22 protein-coding genes are annotated in these 25,727 nt (G+C 63.0%); 15 read left to right on the forward strand and 7 right to left on the reverse strand.

Features of this window, described 5'->3' with window-relative positions:
* Window positions 1-4 precede the first annotated feature (4 nt).
* The 5 genes from Q0687_RS18995 to Q0687_RS19015 all read left to right on the forward strand — a co-directional run bounded on the left by Q0687_RS18995 (window position 5) and on the right by Q0687_RS19015 (window position 5,263).
* Window positions 5-1,408 (forward strand): hypothetical protein, encoded by a 1,404-nt coding sequence (locus Q0687_RS18995; RefSeq protein WP_298879688.1) that lies wholly within the window; start codon window positions 5-7, stop codon window positions 1,406-1,408.
* Entirely contained in the window at window positions 1,405-2,556 is a 1,152-nt protein-coding gene (locus tag Q0687_RS19000) for a Gfo/Idh/MocA family oxidoreductase (RefSeq protein WP_298879690.1), read from the forward strand. Before Q0687_RS18995 ends, Q0687_RS19000 begins: the two co-directional genes overlap by 4 nt.
* Window positions 2,557-2,692: 136 nt before the next feature.
* Window positions 2,693-3,883 carry a dihydrodipicolinate synthase family protein gene (locus Q0687_RS19005; RefSeq protein WP_298879692.1) on the forward strand — a complete coding sequence of 397 codons (1,191 nt, stop codon included), beginning with the start codon at window positions 2,693-2,695 and terminating at the stop codon, window positions 3,881-3,883.
* Window positions 3,883-4,746 carry a sugar phosphate isomerase/epimerase family protein gene (locus tag Q0687_RS19010; protein ID WP_298879694.1) on the forward strand — a complete coding sequence of 288 codons (864 nt, stop codon included), beginning with the start codon at window positions 3,883-3,885 and terminating at the stop codon, window positions 4,744-4,746. Before Q0687_RS19005 ends, Q0687_RS19010 begins: the two co-directional genes overlap by 1 nt.
* 67 nt (window positions 4,747-4,813) lie before the next feature.
* Window positions 4,814-5,263 (forward strand): retropepsin-like aspartic protease, encoded by a 450-nt coding sequence (locus Q0687_RS19015; protein ID WP_298879695.1) that lies wholly within the window; start codon window positions 4,814-4,816, stop codon window positions 5,261-5,263.
* On the opposite strand, the gene Q0687_RS19020 is transcribed toward Q0687_RS19015, so the two are convergent.
* From Q0687_RS19020 to Q0687_RS19035, 4 genes are all read right to left on the reverse strand, one after another.
* The gene (locus tag Q0687_RS19020) at window positions 5,235-7,406 is read right to left on the reverse strand and encodes a radical SAM protein (RefSeq protein WP_298879696.1); all 2,172 of its coding nucleotides are present in this window, start codon (window positions 7,404-7,406) and stop codon (window positions 5,235-5,237) included. The two genes, Q0687_RS19015 and Q0687_RS19020, sit on opposite strands and share 29 nt — an antisense overlap.
* Window positions 7,407-7,469: 63 nt before the next feature.
* Window positions 7,470-7,670, reverse strand: coding sequence for a hypothetical protein (locus Q0687_RS19025; protein WP_237863656.1), 201 nt, complete (start codon window positions 7,668-7,670; stop codon window positions 7,470-7,472).
* Window positions 7,671-7,905: 235 nt separating this feature from the next.
* Window positions 7,906-8,580 carry a potassium channel family protein gene (locus Q0687_RS19030; protein WP_298879702.1) on the reverse strand — a complete coding sequence of 225 codons (675 nt, stop codon included), beginning with the start codon at window positions 8,578-8,580 and terminating at the stop codon, window positions 7,906-7,908.
* A 6-nt stretch (window positions 8,581-8,586) separates the two neighbouring features.
* On the reverse strand, window positions 8,587-9,807 hold the full coding sequence (locus Q0687_RS19035; protein ID WP_298879705.1) for a cytochrome P450: 1,221 nt from the start codon (window positions 9,805-9,807) through the stop codon (window positions 8,587-8,589).
* A gap of 106 nt (window positions 9,808-9,913) precedes the next feature.
* Here Q0687_RS19035 and Q0687_RS19040 point away from each other — a divergent pair, with 106 nt between their 5' ends.
* The 10 genes from Q0687_RS19040 (at window position 9,914) to Q0687_RS19085 (ending at window position 22,368) form a co-directional block, all read left to right on the forward strand.
* Window positions 9,914-10,456, forward strand: a complete 543-nt coding sequence (locus Q0687_RS19040) for a phosphonopyruvate decarboxylase (RefSeq protein WP_298879708.1) — start codon at window positions 9,914-9,916, stop codon at window positions 10,454-10,456.
* Window positions 10,453-11,043, forward strand: coding sequence for a thiamine pyrophosphate-dependent enzyme (locus Q0687_RS19045; protein WP_298879711.1), 591 nt, complete (start codon window positions 10,453-10,455; stop codon window positions 11,041-11,043). Before Q0687_RS19040 ends, Q0687_RS19045 begins: the two co-directional genes overlap by 4 nt.
* A gap of 145 nt (window positions 11,044-11,188) precedes the next feature.
* Window positions 11,189-11,890, forward strand: a complete 702-nt coding sequence (locus Q0687_RS19050; protein ID WP_298879713.1) for a TetR/AcrR family transcriptional regulator — start codon at window positions 11,189-11,191, stop codon at window positions 11,888-11,890.
* Between the two features lie 2 nt (window positions 11,891-11,892).
* Entirely contained in the window at window positions 11,893-13,086 is a 1,194-nt protein-coding gene (locus Q0687_RS19055; protein ID WP_298879715.1) for an efflux RND transporter periplasmic adaptor subunit, read from the forward strand.
* Window positions 13,087-13,155: 69 nt separating this feature from the next.
* Window positions 13,156-16,251, forward strand: coding sequence for a MexW/MexI family multidrug efflux RND transporter permease subunit (locus Q0687_RS19060; RefSeq protein ID WP_298879718.1), 3,096 nt, complete (start codon window positions 13,156-13,158; stop codon window positions 16,249-16,251).
* A 112-nt stretch (window positions 16,252-16,363) separates the two neighbouring features.
* Window positions 16,364-17,344 carry an ABC transporter substrate-binding protein gene (locus Q0687_RS19065; protein WP_298879721.1) on the forward strand — a complete coding sequence of 327 codons (981 nt, stop codon included), beginning with the start codon at window positions 16,364-16,366 and terminating at the stop codon, window positions 17,342-17,344.
* Window positions 17,345-17,400: 56 nt separating this feature from the next.
* Window positions 17,401-19,980 carry an ATP-binding protein gene (locus Q0687_RS19070; RefSeq protein WP_298879723.1) on the forward strand — a complete coding sequence of 860 codons (2,580 nt, stop codon included), beginning with the start codon at window positions 17,401-17,403 and terminating at the stop codon, window positions 19,978-19,980.
* Window positions 19,977-20,366: a response regulator gene (locus Q0687_RS19075; RefSeq protein ID WP_298879726.1), complete on the forward strand. Its 390-nt coding sequence runs from the start codon at window positions 19,977-19,979 to the stop codon at window positions 20,364-20,366. Before Q0687_RS19070 ends, Q0687_RS19075 begins: the two co-directional genes overlap by 4 nt.
* Complete coding sequence (locus Q0687_RS19080; RefSeq protein WP_298879728.1) at window positions 20,363-21,613, forward strand: adenylate/guanylate cyclase domain-containing protein; 1,251 nt, start codon at window positions 20,363-20,365, stop codon at window positions 21,611-21,613. The genes Q0687_RS19075 and Q0687_RS19080 overlap by 4 nt, the downstream gene beginning before the upstream one ends.
* 8 nt (window positions 21,614-21,621) lie before the next feature.
* Complete coding sequence (locus Q0687_RS19085; protein WP_298879731.1) at window positions 21,622-22,368, forward strand: hypothetical protein; 747 nt, start codon at window positions 21,622-21,624, stop codon at window positions 22,366-22,368.
* Here Q0687_RS19085 and Q0687_RS19090 read toward each other — a convergent pair.
* From Q0687_RS19090 to Q0687_RS19100, 3 genes are read right to left on the reverse strand one after another with little or no spacing between them, the layout of a single operon-like run.
* Window positions 22,365-23,252 carry an ABC transporter permease gene (locus tag Q0687_RS19090; protein WP_298879734.1) on the reverse strand — a complete coding sequence of 296 codons (888 nt, stop codon included), beginning with the start codon at window positions 23,250-23,252 and terminating at the stop codon, window positions 22,365-22,367. The genes Q0687_RS19085 and Q0687_RS19090 overlap by 4 nt on opposite strands.
* Window positions 23,253-23,255: 3 nt before the next feature.
* Entirely contained in the window at window positions 23,256-24,197 is a 942-nt protein-coding gene (locus tag Q0687_RS19095) for an ABC transporter permease (RefSeq protein ID WP_298879737.1), read from the reverse strand.
* Window positions 24,198-24,207: 10 nt separating this feature from the next.
* Window positions 24,208-25,716, reverse strand: coding sequence for an ABC transporter substrate-binding protein (locus Q0687_RS19100; RefSeq protein WP_298879740.1), 1,509 nt, complete (start codon window positions 25,714-25,716; stop codon window positions 24,208-24,210).
* Window positions 25,717-25,727 lie beyond the last annotated feature (11 nt).

The following is a 25,727-nucleotide window of genomic DNA, read 5'->3' on the forward strand; positions in this document are numbered from 1 at the left end:
AGCCATGGCGCCGAGCTTGAAGCTGCGAGACATCGCCTTCTTCGAACGCCCCGTGCATTTCGCGCGGCCGTTCCGCTTTGGCGCGATCACGCTTCACGCGACGGCGCAGTTGTTCGTCCGGGTCGAGATCGAGGTCGAGAGCAAGGGCATTGCCGTCGGTGCCAGCGCCGAGATGCTGGTGCCGAAATGGTTCGACAAGCGACCGGAACTGTCGCCGGCGCAGACGGTCGATGGGTTGCGGCGCTCGCTTCAGATCGCGCGCGCGCTTTATTTGGCGCAGACCGGATTCCAGACGGCATTCGATCTGCACGCCGAATGCATTGGCGCGCAGGTCGCGGCCTGCGCCAGGGAGAACATTCCGCCGCTTGCGGCAGCTTATGGTCCGGCTGAGATCGACAAGGCGATCCTCGACGCGCTGCTGCGCGGCGTGGGAACTAATTTCTTTGATGGCATGGCCGCAAACATCGCAGGGATCGACGCACGATTGTCGCCCGACCTCGACAAGGGCGATGTCGACCGATGTCTCGTGCTTGGCAATGAGTACCGGTCGCAACGCGTTGCGATCCGCCACACTGTCGGTCTCGACGACAGGATCGAGGGGGAGGGTGGCGTTGCCGATCCGAAGCAAAACGCCGGTGCGCGCTTTTTCAAGCTGAAGCTCGGCGGCGATCCTGAGGCGGATGTTTCGCGGCTGATTCGCATCGGCGGTGAATTGTCGAAATTGTCTCATGACTACGAAGTGACGCTCGACGGCAACGAGCAATATGCGGACATGACGGCGCTTGCGGCGCTGGTCGACAGGCTGGAACGCGACGACGCTCTGAGGTCGATCTTTCGCAAGCTGATCTATATCGAGCAGCCGATGCCGCGCGATATCACTCGTCAATTGCCGCTCGGCGCCCTCAAGCGTCGCGATTTCATCATCGATGAGGCCGACGATTCCTATGATGCGTGGCCGGCCGCTCACGAGCTCGGTTACAGCGGCGTCTCGTCCAAATCCTGCAAGGGCATCTACAAGTCCATCGTGAACTTCACCCGCATTGCGAAGCTGAACGAAGACGGAGCGGAGTGCTTCGTCACGGGTGAAGATCTGACCTGTCAGCCGGGTCCCGCCCTGCAGCAAGATCTGGCGCTCGGCGCGCTGCTCTGCCTCGAACATGCCGAGCGCAACGGCCATCATTATGTCGATGGTTTTGGCGATGCTCCCACCGCCGAAGCGCAGGCCTTCGCGGTCGCTCATCCTGATCTCTATGCCGATACCGGCCACGGTATCCGCCTCAACATTCACGACGGCGATCTCCTGACGGGATCGCTCAACACAGTGGGCTTTGCGACGTCGGTCCATCCGAACTGGTCGGCGCTCGGTCCGCTCGAACAGCCAAAATCACTTCAGGAGTATCTGGCATGACCACGCAACGCCTCGGCCTCATCATGAACGGCGTCACCGGCCGCATGGGGCTAAACCAGCATCTGATCCGCTCGATCGTTGCGATCCGCGACCAGGGCGGCATCCGCCTGAAGAATGGCGACCGCGTCATGCCCGATCCGATCCTGATCGGCCGCAGCGCCGAGAAGGTCGAGGCGCTCGCCAAGCGCTACAACGTCGCGCGCTGGACCACCGACCTCGACGCCGCGCTCGCTGACAAGAATGACACCATGTTCTTCGACGCCGCGACCACGCAGGCGCGGCCCGGCCTGCTGACCCAGGCCATCAATGCCGGCAAGCACGTCTATTGCGAGAAGCCGATCGCGACCAACTTCGAGGAGGCGCTTGAAGTCGTCAAGCTCGCCAATGCCAAGGGCGTCAAGCACGGCACGGTGCAGGACAAGCTGTTCCTGCCCGGCCTGAAGAAGATCGCCTTCCTGCGCGATTCCGGTTTCTTCGGCCGCATCCTCTCGGTGCGCGGCGAATTCGGTTATTGGGTGTTCGAAGGCGGCTGGCAGGAGGCGCAACGGCCGTCCTGGAACTACCGCAGCGAGGACGGTGGCGGCATCATCCTGGACATGGTCTGCCACTGGCGCTACGTGCTCGACAACCTCTTTGGCAATGTCCAGAGCGTGGTCTGCATCGGCAACACCGACATTCCCGAGCGCTTCGACGAGCAGGGCAAGAAGTACAAGGCGACCGCGGATGATTCCGCCTACGCGACCTTCCAGCTCGAAGGCGGCGTCATCGCCCACATCAACATGTCCTGGGTCACCCGCGTCTATCGCGACGACCTCGTCACCTTCCAGGTCGACGGCACCCACGGCTCGGCGGTCGCGGGCCTTACCGACTGCATGATCCAAGCGCGGCAGGCGACGCCGCGCCCAGTGTGGAATCCCGACGAGAAGCGGCTGCACGATTTCTACGGCGACTGGCAGAAGCTGCCTGAAAATGTCACCTACGACAACGGCTTCAAGGAGCAGTGGGAGATGTTCATCCGCCACGTCTACGAGGATGCGCCCTACAAGTTCACGCTGCTCGAAGGCGCCAAGGGCGTACAACTCGCCGAATGCGCGCTGAAGAGCTGGAAGGAGCGGCGCTGGATCGACGTCGCCCCGATCAAGGCGTGAGGTTCGTTGAATAAGCCCGGATGTCCACCAAGCCGTCATTGCGAGCGAAGCGAAGCAATCCAGAGTCTTTCCGCAGAGGCAGTCTGGATTGCTTCGTCGCTTCGCTCCTCGCAATGACGGGGAGAGGTCAGAGACTATGAACAAGCCCGTTCTAGCCATGTCGTCCTTGTCGCTCAAGCTGCCGAAGGCCGATCGCTCGATCGAGACCTACCGGTTAGCTGCCTCGCGCTCGTTTCCTGCAAAGCTCGAGGGCCCGCTGAATCGCATCGCCTTCTCGGCCGTGCATACGGTCGCCGATCCCTTCGCGGACAACGACCCCTGGCTGTCGGCGGCCGTCGACTGGGACAAGACCATCGCCTTCCGCGAGCACATCTGGGATCTCGGTCTTGGCGTTGCCGAGGCGATGGACACCGCGCAGCGCGGCATGGGGCTGGACTGGCCGACCTCGCTGGAACTGATCACGCGTTCGGTCGGCGCCGCCAAACGTCGCAACGCGCTGGTGTTCTCCGGAGCCGGCACCGATCATCTCGCCGTTGAGGATGCCGAGAGCCTGGACGACGTGATCCGCGCCTATGAGGAGCAGATCTCGGCGGTCGAGAAGGTCGGCGGCCGCATCATCCTGATGGCCTCGCGCGCGCTGGCGAAGCTCGGCCAGGGTGCCGATGACTACGCCAAGGTCTATAACCGTGTGCTGTCGCAGGTCCGTGAGCCCGTGATCATCCACTGGCTCGGCGACATGTTCGATCCGGCGCTGACGGGATATTGGGGCACCAGCAATCTCGACAAGGCGATGAACACTGCGGTGGCCATCATCAACAACAACGCCGCCAAGGTCGATGGCGTCAAGGTTTCGCTGCTCGACAAGCAGCGCGAGATCGACATGCGCCGTCGCCTCGACAAGCGCATCAAGATGTATACCGGCGACGACTTCAACTATGCAGAGCTGATCGCCGGCGACGAAAAGGGCTTTTCGCACGCGCTGCTCGGCATCTTTGACGCGGTCGCACCGGCGGCGTCCTATGCGCTCTCGCGTCTGGCGGCCGGTGATGAAGCTGGTTTCCACGACGTGCTCGGGCCGACCGTGCCGCTGTCGCGCCACATCTTCAAAGCGCCGACGCGCTTCTACAAGACCGGCGTGGTGTTCATGGCGTATCTCAATGGCCACCAGGACCATTTCACCATGGTCGGCGGCCAGGAAAGCACGCGCTCGATGCTGCATCTGGCAGAACTGTTCAGGCTTGCCGACCAGGCCGGCCTGCTCGCCAATCCGGAGTTGGCGACGCGCCGCATGAAGACGGTGACGGCTTCGCACGGACTGGAAGACTGATGCGCGATTTTTCGTCCGACCATCGCTGGCTGTCGCTGAACACGGCGACCGTCCGCAAGCAGGGTGACCTCGTCCAGATCATCGATGCCTGTGCCAGGCACGGCATTCGCGCCATCGATCCCTGGCGCGATCAGGTCGCATCAGTTGGCCTTGATCGTGCGGTTCGTGCCGTGCGTGATGCGGGGCTCGACCTCTCAGGCTATTGCCGCGGCGGCATGTTCACCTCGGACGCGTCGCGCCGGGGCGAGGTGAGTGACGACAACCGCCGCTGTGTGGACGAAGCCAAGGCGCTGGGCGCGCCCTGCATTGTCCTCGTCGTCGGCGGCCTGCCGCAATATTCGCGGCCGGGCAGCGAGGCGTCGAAGGACATCGCGGCCGCGCGTGGGCAGGTGGAGGAGGCGCTCGCCGACATGCTCGACTATGCCCGGCAGGCAAAGCTGCCGCTGGCGATCGAGCCGCTGCATCCGGCTTACGCGGCCGACCGCGCCTGCGTGAACACCACCAAGCAGGCGCTCGACATCTGCGACCGGCTCGACCCCAGCCGCAGCTGCATGCTCGGTGTCGCGCTCGACGTCTATCACATCTGGTGGGACCCGGAGCTGATGGGCCAGATTGCGCGCGCCGGCCAGGACCGTCTGCTCGCCTTCCACGTCTGCGACTGGCTGGTGCCGACGAAAGATATCCTCAACGACCGCGGCATGATGGGCGATGGCGTCATCGACATCCAATCGGTGCGCGCAGCGGTCGAGGCGCAGGGCTTTGCCGGCTATTCGGAGATCGAGATCTTCTCGAACGACTGGTGGAGCAAGCCGATGGACGAGGTGCTGCGCACCTGCATCGAGCGGCACCGGACGGTGGTTTAGATCGCTGGCGTTGCGTCGGTCGTGGTCGAGGCGCTAGGCTGCGCGGCATCGAACCGACGGATGCCCGATGGCGAAAAAGGTCGTGCCCCGCGGAGCTACTCGCTTCCGCATCAGTCCCAACCGTCCCCTGCTGATGGTGGATGTCGAGGTGAACGGACTTGGACCGTTCAACTTCGCGCTCGATACCGGCGCGTCGTTCTGTGTCATCACGCCCGACATGGCACAGGCAATCGGTATCGCGCTGGAGGCCGATCAGCCAACCGCGATTGGTGCGGGCGGCCGGATCGAGGCTGGTTTTGCGAAGTTGTCGAGCTTCCGGCTCGGCTCCCACGTCGTTCGCAATCTGGGTGCGGCGGTGATGCCGCTGGATGCGGTCGAACAGCAACTCGGGGTGACGATCGCCGGGCTGATCGGCTACAATTTCCTCAAGCGTTTTGTAGTCACGCTGGATTATCCAGGCGGCTTCCTGCGACTGAAGCGGCACGCCATCAGCAGGCCAGCCCCTGCGAAGCGCTAGGTGCGGGGTCGCGATGAAGCGCGATCAGGCCCTGTTGGCGCAGCACCTCAAGCCCGAACATGCAGACCTTGTCGGCCGGGATCGCCGATATCGTCCGGCTCGTCGGCGTCAATCGGCCAGCGATGTCCGATACGGTCCGCTCGCCATCGCATAGCCGGAGCAGTTGCGCCGAGAGCGGACTGAGCATCACCACATCCAGTCGCTTGTCGGCGTGCTGGCGCGTGGCGATGGTGGCCGGCTTACGCGGGATCCGGCGCAGGTCGCCCTTGCGTCGCAGGCAGCGGATGATGCGTTGATAGTCGGCGGTGCATTCGGTCAGAACGACACCATCGATGAGCCTCGGTACGAGGGTGATGTCCGAGACAGCGTGATCTTCCGCTGCAGCCTCCGAGGTCGGCGGAACGTCGGCAAGCAAAGCCCGTTCGTAGTCCAGGATGGAATGAAGCACGCGCGGCGTTCGCGCAGATCGCGGTGCATAGTCGTCACGGACAAAGGCGATGAAGTCTTCGCAGAATGTCGCCGATGCATAGTAGCGGCTTTCCTGGAGATCGGGCCGCGGTCCTCGGTCGGAACGGGCTGCATACCATGCGCGGAAAGCCTCGAACGCCTTCGTCACGTCGCCGGAATCCTGGTGCAGGGCGACCAGCAGCCAACGGAAGCGGACGGATCCGTTCAGGAGGAAATCGCGCAGTTCGCGCAAATAGGAACGATCGAGTTCGGGCGTTGGGATCGAATAGAAATTCGGAAAGATGTCGACGTGGTTCTGGATCATCGCGCGGTCGACCGGATCCTGCCGCCATCCCTGATGCGACATGTCGGACAGGATATCGTCGAAAACGAGTTGCTTGCGATGATGGGATTCCAGCGGTGTTTCCGCCAGCGGCGCCAGGATGTGGAGCTGCGGCTCGGCAAAGTCGAACCGCAGCGAATCCACAAAGAAATGGACGGTGTCGCGCAGGTCGTCCATCGTTTCGTCGGGGAAGCCGGTGATCAGCGAAACGGCGGTCGTAATCTGATGCCGATCCGTGGCTTCGAGGCGCGAGGCAGCCTCGGCGAGATCGATGTTCTTCTTGACGATGGTCTGGAGCCGGGCCGAGCCTGTTTCGATGCCGAAGAAGATCGCCTTGCAGCCGGCCCGCGCCATTGTCTCGATCATCTCCTCGTCGATGCAGTCGGTTCGTGCGCTGCAGTTCCAGTAGAACTGCTCACCCGTCGCGATGACCGCCTCGCAGAATGCAAGAACCCGCTTGCGGTCGACGGTGAACATGTCGTGGATCAGATCGAACGTCGTGATGCCGTAGGTGTCGCGCACGAGGCGCATCTGCGCGATGACCGTCTCTGGCGATTTCAGCCGGAATTTTCGGCGGAAGAAATCGTTGGTCGAGCAGAACGAGCAGGCAAACGGGCAGCCGCGGCCGAGCTCGAGCGGCACGTAGTGGCAATCCCTCAGTTCGGGGTAGATGTGAAAGGCCGGAAGCGGAATCTTGTCGAGATCGGCAATGACAGGTGCGTTTGGAGTCCGGACGATCTTGCCCCTGTCGCGATAGGTGATGCCGTGAATTCCCGAAGGGATAGCACCGCTCGCGATGGCGGCGATCAGCGCTGGAAGGCTCTCCTCCGCCTCGCCGCGAACGATGACGTCGACGAAAGGATAGGCTTCCATCGTCGGGACATCCACCACCGAGGCCTGCGGGCCGCCGAAGATGATCGGTACGCCGGGCCGCCGGAGCTTCATTTGCTCTGCGATGCGGATCGTCAACGGATAGCTGCTGCAGATCGAGCTGAACCCCAGCACATCGAATGCGAGCCGATCGAGCTCGGATGCAACATAGGAGCAGAAGTCGGATTTTGACGCGGGATCGCCGGGTGCACGCAGATAGCTGTAATAGAGCCGATTGAGGTCGACAATCCGGGGCGAAGCGCCGCACTGCTCGAGCACGGCAGCCAGGCTGAGCACGCCGATCGGTGCATGCTCGGCGATGAGCCGGATCGCCTCGCTCTCCGCGACCTCGGGATCCTCGAAATCGGTCACGGTCGGTGGGCCGACGAGGCAAACCTTCAGCGCACCGCCGGGCGACAAGCGGAGTGACGAACTCTCTGTGCACTCGGTTTCGCCGAGTGCCGACGATGGTTCATGCAGCATGGCTCGCCGCCCTTGATGTTACCGGCGACATGGAATGCCGTTGCCTCAGTGGTACGTAATCCCTCAGGCCTTCGGCCTGGAGAACACGATCACGACAACGACGACCACGACGATGCGTCGGCGCGCAAGCACCTCCGGGCCGCCGAGGTGTGTCACGACCTCGTTCTTGAAGTTCTTCTTGAGCGAATTGATCTGGGCTTTGGAAAGCCCGATATCCGGGAGAGTGAGAACGACCTTATGTTCGGTGTTCTTTGCTGCTGCCATAGGATGCTCCTCACCGTTGTGGAGAGTAACTTTCGTGAACTTGCTCGGCGGACGGTAATCGTCGGAACCGAAACGAAAGCGCAGTGGCCTATCGAAATCGCAGTCTCGCGACTAAGCGCGAGTGGATTTTGTAATCCTGCTGAAAAGAACTGTCAACAAAGGGTTGTATTCATTAAGACTGGCAACTCTGTCGCATCCTGACGCGAGCATTGTCGGCAAAACTCGCGTATCGCGTTCAATCCTGCCTGCGATGCTCGATCTCGAGCGTGACCAGGCGCGCCAGCAGCGTCGCCGGATAGAGCTGGCCGAAAATGGCTTCCATGTTGCACAGGCTGCGCGCGACGGGGTGCAGCGGCGCGACGTCGCCGTACCCGGTCGTGGTCATGGTCGCGAAGCTGAAATAGATGACGTCGCTGGCGAGCCTCGGACTGTCCGTCACCTTCATGCTGACAAAGGCAGCTGCATCCAGCGAGCCGATGAAGACGTAAAGGGCTGAGAAGATCACGGCGACCGTCAGGTACAGCAGCACGGCACCGATCACGCGATGATAGGTCACGCGCCCCGGCGCGAAGGTCTGGCGCGCCACCGCCCAGGCCATCGTCGTTCCCACGATGAACCAGGAACCTGCAAACAGGTTGAGGTCGAGGATGGAGGGCGATCTGATCCTCAAGATGGCGCCGGTCACGATCATGGCGAGCGCGACTAACATGCCGACCACCGCGACCGGACTGCCCGAGATCACGAAGATGCCGGCGACGAGCAGCAGCGCCAGCACGAGCTCGGACACCTGGAACGCGAACAGCCCGAGCGCCTGCAACGGCGAGATCACGAACATCATGATCACCAGCAACACCGTCAGCACCGTGAGGGCGGGATCGGCCCAGCGTTCGCGCAATTGATCGATGTTCATGACGCCTCAGCCGATCGAGCAGGGGACGCTCAGAAAGCCGCGGAACCGCACCCGCCCGCCGCGCACCGGCTGGCCGTTCACGGCATAGTTCGGGAAGCGTGCCAGGAAACGCGAGATCGCAATCGCGCCTTCGAGCCGCGCCAGCGCCATGCCGGCGCATTGATGTGCACCGGTGGCGAAGGCAAGATGCCGGTTTGGTGTGCGCGCGACGTCGAAGCGTTCAGGGTCGGGAAATTGCGCAGGGTCGCGGTTGGCAGCGCCAATGCAGAGCGTCACCGACGTGCCGGCATCGAGCATGACGCCCCCAAGCTCGACCGGCTCGGTCGTCATGCGGTTGCCGAGCTGGTTCGAGCTTTCATAGCGCAGGATTTCCTCGACGGCCGTCTTGATCATGTCTGGGTTGTCGATCAGCCGCTGCTTCTGGTCGGGATTGCGATACAGCGCGACGAGGCCGTTGCCGATCAGATTGGTGGTGGTCTCGTGGCCGGCGTTGAGCAGGAAGATGCAATTGTGCAGCAGCTCCTTCTCGGTCAGCCGCTCGCCGTTCTCCTCCCCCTGGATCAGGCGCGTCAGCACGTCGCGTTCAGGGTTGCCCGGCTTTTGCCGGCGGCGGGTGACCGACGTCTCGAGATAGGCAAGGAAATCCGTCACCGCCTTGTTGCCGCGCGCGGCAGCATCAGGCGACACGACCGGCTCGAGTGCGCCCAGGATCGCCAGCGACCAGTCGCGTAGCGGCGCGCGTTCGTCATGGGGAACATCAAGCAGATTACCGATCACCTCGATCGGAATCGAGGCGGCAAAATCCTCGATCAGCTCGCAATGGCCCTTGGCGGCGATGGCATCGAGCAGGCCATCGACCAGCTTGATGAGATCGCCCTCCATGCCTGCGATCGCGCGCGGCGACAGCGCGCCCATGATCAGGCGCCGCACGCGGGTGTGGGCGGGCGGATCGTTAAAGACGAGGCTCGTGGTGTGGTGCTCGTAGAGCGGCGTGTCGCCATATTTCGGTGCGAACTCGCGCTTCTTGTCCGAGCTGAACGATTTCGTGTTCTTGTAGGTGGTGACGAGGTCGTCGTAGCGCGTCAGGAACACGGTGCCGCTCGCAAGGCGCTTGACTGGTTCGTTCTCCCGCAGTGCACGATAAGTCGGGTAGGGATCGTCGTAGAATTCGCTCGTCAGCTTCGCCAGGTCGAAACTGGCCGCCAATTCTTTCGCACTTGCGTTCATCCGCCATACTCACCTGATGGCACCGATATGCCGTTTTCGCTCTTTCGAGCTTTGCTGGTCACCGTCTACACTCTCGCCGTGATTTGCTAGCCGACCGGACAGAAAAATGCACGCCCGCGCTGACGCTGCCGACACGGCCTCGAACTGGCCGGACGATATTTTCGCGACCCTGCAACGCTTCGACGTCAGGCAGGTGCCTTACGTGCCGGACGCCGGCCATTCGAAGCTGATCCAGCGTGTGCTGGCCTCGTCCACGATGCGCGGCATTCCGCTGACGACGGAGGAGGAGGGCGTGGCGCTGCTCGCCGGCGCCTGGACCGGCGGCCAGCGCGGTGTGCTGCTGATGCAGTCGAGCGGCGTCGGCAATTGCATCAACATGCTGTCGCTGATCCCGATCCTGCGCTTTCCATTCCTCACCCTTGTAACCATGCGTGGCGAGTGGGGCGAGTTCAATCCATGGCAGGTGCCGATGGGCTCGACCACGCAGGGCGTGCTCGAGCTCTCCGGCATCAAGGTGCTGCGTGCCTCGAACGCCGCTGAAGTGCCTGCGGTGCTGGAGGCGGCCGCGGCCCAGGCCTACAACGCACTCACGCCCACCGCCGTCCTGCTGTCGCAGCGCCTGATCGGCGCCAAGGTTTTCACCAAATGAACAAGGCCAATCTCCTCGACCGCCGCAAGGTGGTCTCCGCGCTGCTTGTTGACCGCAAGGACGTCGTCGCGATCGGGGGCCTCGGTGCCTCCACCAACGACATCACCGCCGTCGGCGACCATGCCCGCAACTTCTATCTCTGGGGCGGCATGGGCGGCGCCGCAATGATCGGGCTGGGGCTCGCGTTGGCGCAACCAAAATTGCCGGTGCTGGTCATCACCGGCGATGGCGAGATGCTGATGGGAATGGGCAGCCTTGCCACCATCGGGCTGCAGAAGCCGTCCAATCTCTCAATTGTGGTCCTCGACAACGAGGCCTATGGCGAGACCGGCGGCCAGACCAGCCACACCTCCGCCGCCGCCGATCTCGTCGGTGTCGCCAAGGCGTGCGGCATCGCCGACAGCCGGGCTGTTACGACCATGGCCGAGGTGGAAGCCTTTGCCAAAACCGTCCACGACCTCTCGACAGGCCCCCGCTTTGCCAATGTGAAGATCGACAGCGCGGGCGTCGAGCGGATCCTGCCGAGCCGGGACGGGACTTACATCGTCAACCGGATCCGCGGCGACCTCGGCTTCCAGCCGATCTGACGCCGGTCCCTGGATCGGGGTCCCCGTAGGCGGCGTTCGCCCCGGCGGAGGTAAGTTGTGACCTATTTCCAACAGTTCCCACCCATCTAGGTTGCGTCGCACCATTTGGCTTGACTTTTGCGTGGGTGAGTGCTTACTCACTAACATGAGCTCATTGCGTATGACGAGCGACCTGAGGCGTCAATTGATCCTCGGAGCCGCGAAGCGCTGCTTTGCCCGACATGGCTATAACGGCACCACGACCAAGAGCGTGGCGGCCGCCGCTGCCATTTCCGAGGCATTGCTGTTCAAGCATTTCCCGTCCAAGGCGGCGCTGTACGCCGAAATACTCAGCGACGAATGCGAGGCGGACCCGGCGCTGATGGAACTGCTCGAGCGGGAGCCGTCGACGGCCACCCTGGTCGAGCTGATCCGCAGCATGGTCCAGCATTTCCTGCTGATCGCCGACGGTCCCGACCAGGAAGAGGCCCAGCGCCTGCGACTGATGGTCACCAGCCATCTGGATGACGGTGAGTTTGCCCGTTTGCTATATGCCAAGATCGAGACGCTGATCGGCGCGGTCTTCGTCGCCTCGCTCGAACGCGCCGTCGCTGCCGGGGATGCGCGGGCCTATGGGAGTGAGCCGCTCAACCTGTTCTGGTTTGCGCATCACACGGTGATGACCGCTGCGCTGACCAGGCTGCCCTCGGCGCACTGTCTCGCCTATGGCGGGGCGAACGATCTGGAGCGGCAGCTCTGTGGATTTCTCCTGAGAGGCATCGGACTTAACGACGCCGCAATTGCTTCGCATCTGGGCCACGAATTGGCCCCGGGTGCGGACAAGACGGCGATTGCAGAGAGTGCATGACAATGAACATCGTAGCCGAACACAAGATTTCGGGCGAACCGATCGACAGCAAGGCCCCCAAGCGTCCGGTTCGGCCGGTGCTCTGGTTCATCATCATCGGTACGCTGCTGGGCGTGCTCGTTGGTGGTCTCGTCTGGTTCAACTATTTCCGTGGCCAGATGATCAAGCAGTTCTTCGCCAACAATAGGCCGCCGCCGACCTTGGTCAGCGCGGCGGAAGCGAAGTCCGAGGTTGTGCCGAACCTGCTGACGGCAGTCGGTGGCCTTGCCGCCGTGCACCAGGTCGACGTCACCGCCGACGTGAACGGACGCGTCACCGAGATCAAGTTCGAGCCGGGCGCCCATGTCGAAGCCGGTATGCCGCTGGTGCACCTGTTCGATGGGCCGGAGCAGGGCGATCTCGCCAACTACAAGGCGCAGGCGACCGGCGCGCAGCTCGCGCTCGACCGCGCCAAGCAATTGGCGGCACGCCAGTTCGGTCCGCAATCGACCGTCGATGCTGCGCAGGCGACCTATGACCAGGCCATGGCCGGCATTGCCAAGACCGAAGCACTGATCTCGCAGAAGCTGGTGCGCGCGCCGTTTTCCGGCGATCTCGGCGTTCGCAAGGTTGAGGTCGGACAATATCTTACCGCCGGCACGGCGATCGTCTCGCTGACCGATCTGTCGGAGCTGTGGGCCAACTTCACGGTGACGGAAAAGGACTCGGGCAACCTCAAGGTTGGCCAGCCGGTCCGGCTGAAGGTCGACGCCTATCCGGGCCGCACCTTCGACGGCAAGATCACCACGATCGAGCCGCAGATCGCCACCGACACCCGCAACATCCGCGTGCAGGCCACGATTGCCAATCCGGAGAAGATCCTCAAGCCCGGCATGTTCGTGACCACCACGGTGGTGCTGCCGGACAAGCCGGCCGTGATCACCGTTCCGGAAACGGCCGTCGACTACACGCTGTACGGCGACTCCGTGTTCATGATCACCGAGAAGAAGGAAGAGGACGGCAAGTCGACGCTGAGCGCGGTGCGCACGTTCGTGCAGACCGGCAATCGGGTCAACGGTCGCGTCGAGATCATCAAGGGCGTGAAAGCGGGTGACAAGATCGTCGCCGTCGGCCAGCTCAAGCTGCAGTCGGGCGCAGCCGTTGCGATTTCGACCGATCCGGCCCCGGCGATTCCGGCGCAGCCGCCGCGCTACTGACAATACACTCACGTGATCCGGCCCGGCCGGATCACGCTTCTTGAGACAAACGAAATCGAGATCGCCGCGATGGCCTTTACTGATATTTTCATCAAGCGCCCGGTTCTGTCGGTCGTCGTCAGTCTGCTGATCCTGCTGATCGGTCTGCGCGCGGCGATGGTGCTGCCGATCCGGCAGTATCCGAAGCTGTCGAACACGGTCATCAACATCACGACCGTCTATCCCGGCGCGTCCGCGGACCTGATCCAGGGCTTCATCACGACGCCGATCGAGCAGGCGGTCGCCTCGGCCGAAGGCGTCGATTACATGACCTCGTCCTCGGTGCTCGGCACCTCGACGATCCAGGTCTACATCAAGCTGAACTTCGATCCGAACCAGGCGCTCACCGAGGTGCTGGCCAAGACGAACTCGGTCAAATACCTGATCCCGAAGGAATCCAACGATCCGATCGTGACCAAGACCACGGGCCAGACCACGGCCGTGATGTATCTCGGTTTCTCCTCGGAGGAACTGTCGGGCTCGGCGATCTCCGACTATCTGACGCGCGTGGTGCAGCCGGTGCTGTCCACCGTCGATGGCGTCGCTTCGGCCGACATTCTCGGCGGACAGACTTTTGCGATGCGGCTTTGGCTTGATCCGGTGAAGATGGCCGGCCGCAATGTCTCACCGGCCGACGTCGCTGCCGCGATTCAGGCCAACAACTTCCAGTCCGCGGCGGGGCAGACCAAGGGCTATCTGATTGTTTCCAACATCTCGACGAACACCAGCCTGACCGACGTCAACCAGTTCAGGAAGATGATCGTGAAGGCCAAGGACGGTGGCTTCGTCCGGATGGAGGACATCGCCACGGTCGAGCTCGCGGCGCAGAGCACGGACGCGAGCGTCGCCTTCAACGGCGAGCATGCGATCTTCATTGGTGTGAACGCGACCCCGCAGGGCAACCCGCTGACGCTGGTCAAGGGCGTCCGTGCATTGTTCCCGGAGCTCGAGCGCAACCTGCCGCCGTCGATGAAGATGAAGGTCGCCTACGACTCGACCAAGTTCATCCAATCCTCGATCGACGAGGTGGAGAAGACGCTGGGCGAAGCCGTGATCATCGTGATCGTGGTGATCTTCCTGTTCCTGGCCTCGCTGCGCTCGGTCGTCATTCCGGTCGTGACCATCCCGTTGTCGATGATCGGTGTCTGCACCCTGATGCTGGCGCTGGGATTCAGCTTCAACCTGCTGACCTTGCTCGCGATGGTGCTCGCGATCGGCCTCGTGGTCGACGATGCCATTGTGGTGGTTGAGAACATCCACCGACATCTCGAAGAAGGGAAGACCCCGGTACAATCGGCACTCGAAGGTGCGCGCGAGATCGTCGGTCCTGTCGTGTCGATGACCATCACGCTTGCCGCGGTGTATGCCCCGATCGGCTTCCTCGGCGGTCTCACCGGTTCGCTGTTCCGGGAATTCGCATTCACGCTCGCCGGCTCGGTGATCGTATCAGGCGTGATCGCGCTGACCCTGTCGCCGATGATGTGCTCGGTGCTGCTCAAGAACACCGAAGAGGGCCGCTTCGCGAAGCTGGTCAATCGGGTGTTCGGTGCAGTGACGCGCTGGTATGGCCGCAGGCTCGACCGGTCGCTCGATTACAAGGCGATTACCGGCCTGTTCGCAATCACGATCCTCGGGCTCGTCGGCTTCCTCTATATGCACACGTCGAAGGAGCTGGCACCTGAGGAGGACCAGGGCATCGTGTTTGCGGTGACCAAGGCGCCGAAATACGCCAACATCGACTATGTCGATTTCTACGGCGACAAGCTCGACAAGAAGTTTCAAAGCTTCCCCGAGACCGATCTGCGCTTCGTGCTGAACGGCATCAATGGCCCGCAGGGCGGTATCGCCGGCATGCTGCTCAAGCCGTGGGAAGAGCGCAAGCGCTCGTCGATCGCGCTGAAGCCGCTGGTCCAGGGCGAGCTCTCCAAGATCGAGGGCGTGCAGGCGTTCGCGTTCAACCTGCCGCCGCTGCCGGGTGGCCCGGGCGGTCTGCCGGTGCAGATGGTCATCAATTCCACCGCGAGCTACCGGACCGTCTTTGAGCAGATGGAGAAGCTGAAGGACGCCGCGCGCAAGAGCGGCATGTTCATCGTCTCCGACAGCGACCTCGCTTTCAACCAGCCGAGCGTCGAGGTCACGATCGACCGTAACAAGGCCCAGGATCTCGGCGTCAACATGCAGAACCTCGGCTCTACGCTCGCGGTTCTGCTCGGCGGCAACTACATCAATCGCTTCAATCTCCAGGGCCGATCCTACCAGGTGATCCCGCAGGTGCCGCGCGCCGACAGACTGTCACCGGAGTCGCTCGGCGGATACTATGTGACGACCACCTCCGGCCAGCAGCTGCCGCTGTCGACCGTGGTCTCGATCAAGACCAGGACCGACCCGAACTCGCTGACACACTACAATCAGCTCAATTCGGCGACGTTCTCGGCCGTACCGATGCCCGGCGTGACCGTCGGTGCTGCGGTCGACTTCCTCGAAGGCGAAGCCAAGAAGCTGCCGGCGGGCTTCAGCCACGATTATCTCGCCGACTCCAGGCAGTATGTGCAGGAAGGCAATCAGCTCGCGATCACCTTCGGTTTCGCGCTGATCATCATCTTCCTGGTGCTGGCGGCCCAGTTCGAGAGCTTGCGTGACCCCCTGGTGATCATGATCTCGGTGCCGATGGCAATCGTCGGTGCGTTGATCCCGCTGTTCTTCGGCATGGCGACCATGAACATCTACACCCAGGTCGGTCTGCTCACCCTGGTCGGCCTGATCACCAAGCACGGCATCCTGATGGTGGAGTTCGCCAACGAGCTCCAGGTGAACGAGCGGCTCGACCGCCGCTCTGCCATCGAAATGTCGGCCCGCATCCGCCTGCGGCCGATCTTGATGACGACGGCCGCGATGGTGACCGGTCTGATCCCGCTGCTGACTGCGACCGGCGCGGGTGCCGCCAGCCGCTTCTCGATCGGCCTCGTGGTCGTTGCCGGCATGTCGATCGGTACGCTGTTCACCCTGTTCGTGCTGCCGGCCGTCTACGTGGTGCTGGCGACCGACCATCGGGCGGCCGCCGATTCCGAGCGTAACAAGCAGGTCAACGAGCTCGACCTCAACGCCAAGGCGCTACGGCCGACCTGAAGCGCCCCGATCGAAGCTACGGAGCGGCAATGGCGGTTCGCCATTGCCGCTTTTTTGTTGACCCGTGCTAAGTTCGGCGACGCGCGCTGTTGCGCCAGAACGGGGAAGTCACATGAGGCGGCGCGAATTCCTGGGAGGACTTGGCTGCGTTTCGCTGTTGGGGCCGCGCGCCGCCATGGCTCAGAGCGGCAGGATCTTCCATCTGGGCACGCTGACCCCGATTGCGCCGATCACGGCGGCCGGTCCGGGCGGTAAGATCCTGATCAAGGTGCTGGGCGAGCGCGGCTTCAATCTGGGGCAGAATCTCACCTTGGAGCCTCTCGGTGCGTCCGGCGACGTGGCGAAGCTTCCTTCGCTGGTCTCTGAGCTGAAGTCGAAGGGCGTCGACGCCATCGTCATCATCGGCTACCCGACTGCCATCGCAAGCAAAGCGGCCGGCATCCCCACGGTAGCGGCCAGCGGCATCGGCGACCCGGTCGAAACCAGGCTGATCGAGAGCCTGGCACATCCGGGCGGTACGATCACCGGAATTTCGGACGTAGCAGCAACGCTCAGCGCGAAGCGGCTGTCGCTGCTCAAGGAGATGTCGCCGAAATTGACCAAGGTCGCAATGCTCTGGAACAAGGACGATCTTGGCATGACCACCCGCTATCAGGCATCGGCGAAAGCCGCCCAGGCGCTCGGCCTGACCGTGCAGGCGCTCGGCGTCCGGGAGCCCGACGATTTTGAAGAAGCCTTCGCGGTGATGAACGGCGACCTGCCGGACGGCATTCTAATGGTGGCGGACGCGCTGACCATTCTGAACCGCAGGCGGGTGTTCGAATTCGCCGCGGCGCGGAAGCTGCCGGCGATCTACGAAAATCAGGACTTCGCCCGGGACGGTGGGCTGATGTCGTACGGATCGGACGTCTCCGAATGCTTTGAGCGAGCGGCGGCCCTCGTTGCCCGCATCTTCAGCGGAGAGAAGCCCGGCGACCTGCCGTTCGAGCAGCCGACCCGCTATCCGCTAGTGCTCAACCTCAAGACGGCGAAGGCGACCGGAATCGAGATTCCGCCCACATTGCTGGCGCTTGCCGACGACGTCATCGAGTAACCCTCTGCATACCGTGGCGAGAGACAAGGCCCAGCCTTCTTGCTAGGCTCAGGCAAATGAGCATTTCCGTCCATCCCGACACCCCGCAGACCAGGACCCTGCCGAGCGCGGCCGGGGACGGCGCCGCGTCGGCCGAGGCGGGGCGGGGGATCAGGACCCGCCTGTTCACCAAATATGTTGCCCTGTTCGTGGCCGTCGTTGCCGTGGCCCTGCTGGCCAATGGCCTGTTCGAGGTCTTCTTCTACTACAGGGAGCACAAGGCCGCCCTGATCCGGGTCCAGCACGAGCAGGCCGAGGCGGCCGCCGCCAAGATCAGCCAGTTCGTCAAGGAGATCGAGAGCCAGCTCGGCTGGACCACGCAGCTGCCCTGGTCTGCGGGTTCGATCGAGCCGCGTCGGTTCGACGCGCTGCGGCTGTTGCGCCAGGTGCCTGCAATCACCGAGCTCGCGCAGGTGGATTCGACCGGCAAAGAGCGCCTGCGCGTCTCGCGGCTGGCGATGGATGCGATCGACAGCGGCATCGATTTGTCTGGTGATCCGAAGTTCACCGAAGCCGTGGCCCACAAGGTCTACTACGGCCCGGTCTATTTTCGCCGCGAGTCCGAGCCCTACATGACGCTGGCGTTGGCCGGAGCAAGGAAGGATGCCGGGGTCAGCATCGCGGAGGTCAACCTGAAGCTCATCTGGGATGTCGTCTCCCAGATCAAGGTCGGCCAGCACGGGCATGCCTATGTGGTCGGCCCCGAAGGGCGGCTGATCGCGCATCCCGACATCAGCCTCGTGCTGCGCAACACCGACATGTCCGGCCTCGAACAGGTGCGCGCAGCACAGGTCGGTGGTGGCAACATGCCCGTCGAGTTGCAGGAAGCGGTCAACATCCAGGGCCAGAAGGTTCTGACCGCTTCGGCCCCGATCGAGCCGCTGCACTGGACCATGTTCGTCGAGCTGCCGGTCGAGGAGGCCTATGCCTCGCTCTACGCCTCGTTGCAGCGGCTCGCGATCGTGCTGCTCGCCGCATCGATCTTTGCGGTGCTGGCAGGAATCTTCCTGGCGCGCCGCATGGTCGGCCCGATCCAGGCGCTGCGCATCGGCGCCGAGCGCATCGGCGGCGGCGATTTCTCCCAGCGCATCTCGATCAAGACCGGCGACGAGCTCGAGGAGCTCGCGGACCAGTTCAATCACATGGGCGAGCGGCTCCAGGAGTCCTATGCCGGCCTGGAGAACAAGGTCGAGCAGCGGACCGCGGAATTGCGGGAAGCTCTACAACAACAGACGGCAACTGCCGATGTGCTGAAGGTAATCAGCCGCTCGACGTTCGATCTCCAGACCGTGCTCGATACGCTGGTCGGATCGGCGGCCCGTTTGTGCGACGCCGACGAAGGAACGATTTTCCGGCCCCGCGATGGCGCCTTTTATCTAGCGGCAAGCTGCGGCCTGGATGCGGAGCAAGAGAACAAGCTTCGGACCTTTCCTTCCGTACCGGAGCGGGGAAGCGTCGTCGGGCGCACCTTGCTCGATTGCAAGACAGTTCTTGTTCCGGACGTGCAGGCCGATCCAGAGTATGCACCTTCGTCTGCGCGAAGACGCTCCAATGTGCGCACGATGCTGGGTGTGCCTCTACTTCGAGAGGGCGCACCTATTGGCGTGTTCGTGTTGACGCGGCACGTCGTGCGTCCCTTCAGCGAGAAGCAGACCGAGCTTGCCACGACTTTTGCAGACCAGGCCCTTATCGCGATTGAGAATGTTCGCTTGTTTGAGGAGGTCCAGGAGCGCACCAGAGAGCTTTCGCGATCCCTTGACGATTTGCGCGCTGCTCAAGGTCGCCTGATCCAGACCGAAAAGCTCGCCTCGCTCGGCCAGCTCACGGCGGGCATCGCCCACGAGATCAAGAACCCGCTCAACTTCGTCAACAATTTCTCCTCGATCTCGACCGAGCTGATCGATGAGCTCAACGAGGTCCTTCAAGCGGCATCGCTCGACGACAAGACCAAGGAGGAGGTGGGCGAGCTGACCGGCATGCTCCGGGGCAATCTCGAGAAGGTGGTACAGCACGGCAAGCGCGCCGATTCCATCGTCAGGAACATGCTGCTGCATTCGCGCGAAGGTTCCGGCGAGCATCGCCTCGCCGACATCAACGCGATCGTGGAGGAGAGCCTTAATCTCGCCTATCACGGGGCGCGCGCCGAGAAGCCCAACTTCAACGTCACGCTCGAGCGCGATTTCGACGCCGCGGCAGGCATGGTGGATGTCTATCCGCAGGAGATCACGCGCGTTTTCCTCAATTTGATCTCGAACGGGTTCTATGCGGCAGCCAAGCGCAAGGCGAGCGCCGCTGACGGCTTCGAGCCGACTTTGAGTGCCACGACACGAAATCTTGGCAGCAAGGTCGAGATCCGGATCCGCGACAACGGCACGGGTATTCCGCAAGAGGTGAAGGAGAAGATGTTCAACCCCTTCTTCACCACCAAGCCGGCAGGCGAGGGGACCGGGCTTGGCCTGTCCATGAGCCACGACATCGTCGTGAAGCAGCACGGTGGCACGATCGACGTTAGCACGGAGCCCGGTGTCTTCACCGAATTCATCATTATGCTGCCGCGCGCAATGGCGGCAAGCGGCAGTTCCGGAGGCAAGTCTTGAACGTTTACATCCTGATCGTCGATGACGAGCCCGATGTCGAGGCGCTGTTCCGGCAGCAATTCCGGCGCGACCTGCGTGCTGGTCGCTTCCAGATGGAATTCGCCCCCTCCGCGCCCGACGCGCTGAAGCGTGCCGCCGAGGTGCGCGATCCCTCGTTGATCCTGATTCTGTCTGATATCAACATGCCCGGCATGAGCGGACTCGACATGCTGCCCAAGGTGCGCGCCGAGCATCCGCACGTTCCGGTCATCATGATAACGGCCTACGGCGATGCCGAGACGCATCGCAAGGCGATCGAGCGAGGTGCCAGCGGCCTCCTCACCAAGCCGATTGATTTCGCGCTGCTGCGCCAGCAGATCGACACGAGGCTCGAGCAGGCGGCATGACACCGACCATCCTCTTCGTCGACGATGAGCCTGATCTCGAGGCGCTGGTCCTGCAGAAATTCCGCAGGCAGATCCGCGACGGGCTCGTCGCCATCATGTTCGCGCGCGACGGGCTCGAGGCGCTGGAGTCGCTCGAACAGAATCCGCATGTCGACATGGTGGTCTCGGATATCAACATGCCCAGGATGGACGGGCTGTCGCTGCTGCAAAAACTGCAGGAAGCCGAGGACAAGAAGTCGACCATCATCGTCTCGGCCTATGGCGACATGAGCAATATCCGCACTGCCATGAACCGCGGCGCGTTCGATTTTCTCACCAAGCCGATCGACTTCGCCGACCTCGAAACCACGATCGAGAAGACCCTTCGCCACGTCCAGATGCTGCGCGATGTGCGGCTCCGTCAGGCGGAGGCCGAGCGGGCTCACGCCGCGCTGTCGCGCCACTTCTCGCCCGAGCTTGCCAAGCGTCTGGCGGCAAGCGGCGAGGGCGAGGGAATCGAGGTGCAATGGCGCGATGTCGCTGTCATCTTTACTGATATCACCGGCTTCACGTCGCTGGTCGAGAGCGCGGCGCCCGAGACATTGGGCGCGCTCCTCAACGAGTATGTCGGTGGGATGACCGAAGTGATCTTCGCGCATGAGGGGACGGTTGCCAAGATCATTGGCGATGCGATCCACGTGCTGTTCAATGCGCCTGGCGATCAGCCCGATTATGCGACACGCGCCGTCGCCTGTGCGCACGATCTTGACCGTTGGGCGCAGGATTTTTGCGAGCGTCAGAAAGCCAGGGGCGTTAATTTCGGGACCACCCGCATCGGCATTCACGCAGGGGCCGCGCTAGTCGGCAATTTCGGTGGCAATCGCTTCTTCGACTACACCGCCTATGGAGACACCATCAACATCGCGGCGCGGCTGGAGGCCGCCAACAAGCAGCTCGGCACCCGAATCTGCGTCAGCTCCAGTGTCGCCGAGGCGGCATCGAACTTCCAGGGGCGTCCGGTGGGTGACCTGATGCTCCGCGGACGCAGCGAACCGCTGCGCGCATTCGAGCCGCTGCCGCAGGACAAATTTGATGCGCCGGCGACAGAGCAATATGCCGAGGCGTTTGCCAAGATGGAAACGGGTGATGCCGCGGCGATGCCGGCGTTCGCCTCGCTCGTCGGGACGCACGCCGACGATCCGCTCGCCAACTTTCATTTGAGGCGCCTGCTCAACGGCGCCAAGGGCATTCGCATCCAACTCGATTAGGACTCGACATGACGCGTGAATTTTCCGCTGGAAATTATCGGTTCATTCCCTCCGTGTTCCAGTATTCAGCAGGCGCTGCTGCCGCCGACGGCTATGAGATCGAGCGCGTCAGGTTCGATCAGCTGGTGCCGCTCGCCGAAGGGTTTGCGCTGGCCGCAGAGTACATTCAGGTGCAAGGACGTCCGCTGACGGCTTTCTGCGCCTGCGAGTTGCGCTCGCCGGCGGCCTTCAGCGAAGAAGGCTTTCGCGCGTTCAACCTGCATTATGTGAAAACGCTATCGGAATGGGGCATCTTCGACGGCAGCACCAACCCGGTGGCACGGAGCAATGTCTGCCCCGAGATCGATCCGCCCGCGGAGCCGTCGTTCTACGCGTTCTCGTTCACGCGCCCGACGACGTCGAAGGCGCCGTCCTTCGTGATCGCGGGTGGCGCCGAGGCGCGCGAGGGCAGCGGCACCTATGTCGAGCGCACCGTGCGCTACCGCGATCTCAGCCTGGAAGGCCTGCGCGAAAAAGTGCGCTTCACCACGACTTCGCAAATGGAGAACCGGATGACGGCGTTCGGATTCGGCTGGAAAGACACGACCGCCGTGCAGGCCTACTCCGTGCACGATTTCCATCACGCGCTGGTCGACGAGCTGGTTCGGCGGGGCGCGCTGCGCTCAGGGCTCACCTGGCACTTTGCGCGGCCGCCCGTGGCCGACCTCGAATATGAGATGGATTGCCGCCGCGTGATGCGCGAGATGGTGATCTAGCGCTGCCTTGGGTCCAGCGCATCGCGCAGGCCGTCGCCGAGCAGATTCAACGACAGCACCACGAGGAAGATCGCCAGACCCGGCCAGATCGCCATCCACGGCGCCTGGGTCAGGAAGCGTTGCGCCGCATTGAGCATGCTGCCCCAGGACGGCAACGGCGGCTGCTGGCCGAGGCCAAGGAACGACAGCGCGGCTTCCGCGATGATGGCTGCAGCGATCGACAACGTTGCCTGGACCAGCAGCGCGGGCAGGATGTTCGGCAGGATGTGCGAGACCGCGATCCGCCAACCGGGATTGCCGAGCGCGCGTGCCGCCTCGACATAATCCTCGGCCTTGACGCTCAGCACCTGACCACGGGTCAGGCGAATGAAGACCGGCGTTGCCGAGATGCCGATTGCGATCATGGCATTGCCGAGGCTCGGACCAAGGAACGCCGCCAGCGCAATCGCCAGGATCAGAAACGGACAAGCGAGCATCGCATCGGTGATCCGGCTGATCAGCGCGTCGACGAATCCGCCGCGATAACCGGAGAGAAGGCCAAGCGGGACGCCGATCCCCAGCGCGATCGCAACCGAGATCAGGCCTGCCAGCAGTGAGGCGCGTGCGCCATAGATGACGCGGCTCAGGATGTCGCGGCCGAGCTCGTCGGTTCCGAACCAGTGCGCCGCGGTGGGCGCCTTGCGCACCAGGCTCCAGCTCGTTGCGATGGGGTCATAAGGCGCGATCAGAGGTGCCAGTAGCGCGAGCAGGATGAAAACGCTGAGCACCACGAGGCCCGCGACCGCCGCCTTGCGCTTGAACAGGCGACGCCGAGCCCGGCGCGCCGGACTGTCCAGCTCGCCGGCATCAGCGATGGGGGTGGCCGCGAGCACGGCGTCGGTCATGGTCTAGCCCCTCAACCGCGGATTGACGAGGATATAGGCAATATCGGCGATCAGATTGAGCGTGATGTAGACCGTGGCTGTCACCAGCACCACGCCCTGTACCACGGCGTAATCGCGGTTGAACACGGCGTCGACGATCAGCTTTCCGAAGCCGGGAATGGAGAAGATCTGCTCGGTCAGCACCGCGCCGGACAAGAGCGTGCCGAGTTCGAGCGCGCCGAGCGTGATGATGGGTGTGAGCGCATTGCGCATGGCATGTTTGAGAATTACGGAGCGCTCGGACAGGCCCTTGGCCCGCGCGGTGCGGACATAATCACTTTCCAGCACCTGGAGCATGGCGCTGCGGGTATGCCGCATCAGGATCGCGGCGATCGCGTTGCCGAGCACGAAAGCGGGCATGATGGTGGCGGCGAGGCTCGCGCGCCAGTCCTCGGACAGCGGGACATAGCCGGAAGCCGGTAGCCAGCCCAGCTCGATCGAGAACAGAAAGATCAGCATGATGCCGAGCCAGAAATTCGGCGTCGAGATACCCCACAGCGCGAAGAAATTGGCGCCGTAGTCCCAGGCTGTTCCCTTCTTCACGGCCGCAACGATGCCGGCGGGGATACCGATCAGGAATGCGATGATGATCGCCATGGCGCCGAGCTGCAGCGTCACCGGCAGCTTCTGCGCAATCAGCTCGCGCACCGGCATCTTGTTGCGCAGCGACTCGCCGAAGTCGCCGACAAGGACGCCCTTGATCCAGTAGGCGTATTGCACCGGGACGGGCTGATCGAGCCGGTACTGGTGCCGGATCTGCTCGATCACGGCAGGATCGCGCTCTTCGCCCGCCATCACAAGGGCCGGATCGCCCGGCAGCAATTGCTGCAGCGAGAAGATCAGAACCGACACGAAAAACAGTGTCGGTACGATCTGCGCAAGCCGGCGGGCGAGGAAGTTCAGCATCCCCGTGGCGTCACTTCAGCTTGAGGCCGACGACGCGCACGAGGCCGTCGGGCATTTGCTTGTAGCCTTCGAGCTTGGTTGTGTGCGCGATGATGATGCGGCGGTGAAAGATGTACAGGATGCCCTCGTCGTCGAGCTCCAGCTTCGCAAGCTTCTCGTAGACGGCCTTCCTTTGCGCCATGTCCGACGTGAGGCGTGCATCGTCGAGTGCCTTGTCGGCGTCCGCATTGGCCCAGGCGCTGTAGTTCTGCGGCGCATCCTTGTGCAGGAAAACATAGGAGTTACCGTCGGGATCGATGCGGCCACTCCATGCCAGCATGTAGGCTTGGTACTCACCCGCCTCCGCTTGTTTCAGCGATGTCGCGAACTCGGTGACGCGGATTTTCAGGTCGAACCCGGCCTCGGCCGCCATCGATTGTACCACCTGCGCGACGGCCTCGGTCTCGGCGCCCTTCGGCACCAGGAAATCGACATTGATTGGCGGCGTCACGCCCGCTTCCTTCAGCAGCGCCTTGGCCTTCTCCACGTTGCGCGGGCGGATCGGAAAGGCTTTCTGATAGTAGGGATGATCTGGATTGACCCATTGATTGCCGGGCTGGAACTCGCCGTTGAACACGACCTGGTTGATCGCTTCACGATCGATAGTAAGGTCGAGCGCTTGCCGGACCTTGGCGGACTGGCTGAGCGGCCCCTTGGCCTTGTCCTTGCCGATATTGAGCGTGATGCCCTGATAGCCGAGCTCAATGGCCGTCGCGACCTTCAGCCGAGAATCCGCGCGCACGTCTTTAAGGTCGGTGGCGAGCACGCGCTCGATCAGATCGAGGCTCCCGGATTTCAGGCTTGCCAGCCGCACGGTGGCATCAACAATCGGCTGGAACACGATCTTGTCGATGAAGACGTTGTCCTTGTTCCAATAGTCGGCGAACTTCTCGAACACGATGCGATCCTGCTGCACGCGCTCGACGAATTTATACGGACCGGCGCAGACCGGGTGCAGGCCGAACTTGTCCCCGGCCTCCTTCGCCGCCTTCGGTGAGACCATCATGCCGGCGCGGTCCGTGAGCTGGGCGAGGAGCGGCGAGAATGGCGATTTCAACACCAGCTTGATGGTGAGGGGATCGACGACATCGATGTGGTCGACCGAGGCGAGCTCTGGCTTGCGGAACGAGCCCGGGAGGGTCAGGTGGCGCTCCAGCGAGAATTTGGCGGCTTCCGCATCGAACGGCTCGCCGTCGTGGAATTTCACGCCGGGCCGCAGCTTGATGACGAGGCCCTTGCCGTCATCGACCGTCTCGCTCGACAGCGCGAGCTGCGGCACGATGTTCAGCTTCTCGTCGATGTCGAACAGCTTGTCGCAGAAGGCCGCGAACACGATGCGGCCGACATAGGTGCGTGCCATCGTGGGATCGAGGATATCAGGATCCTCGGCGAGCCCAATCCGCAGCGTGGTCTGGGCTTGCGCGGCTCCAAGCGACAGCAGGACGACGGCAGCCGTCGCGGCCAGACGAAACATCTTCATCGGATAATCCC

Origin of the sequence: uncultured Bradyrhizobium sp., assembly GCF_936928535.1 — a bacterium.
Classification (GTDB): Bacteria; Pseudomonadota; Alphaproteobacteria; order Rhizobiales; family Xanthobacteraceae; genus Bradyrhizobium.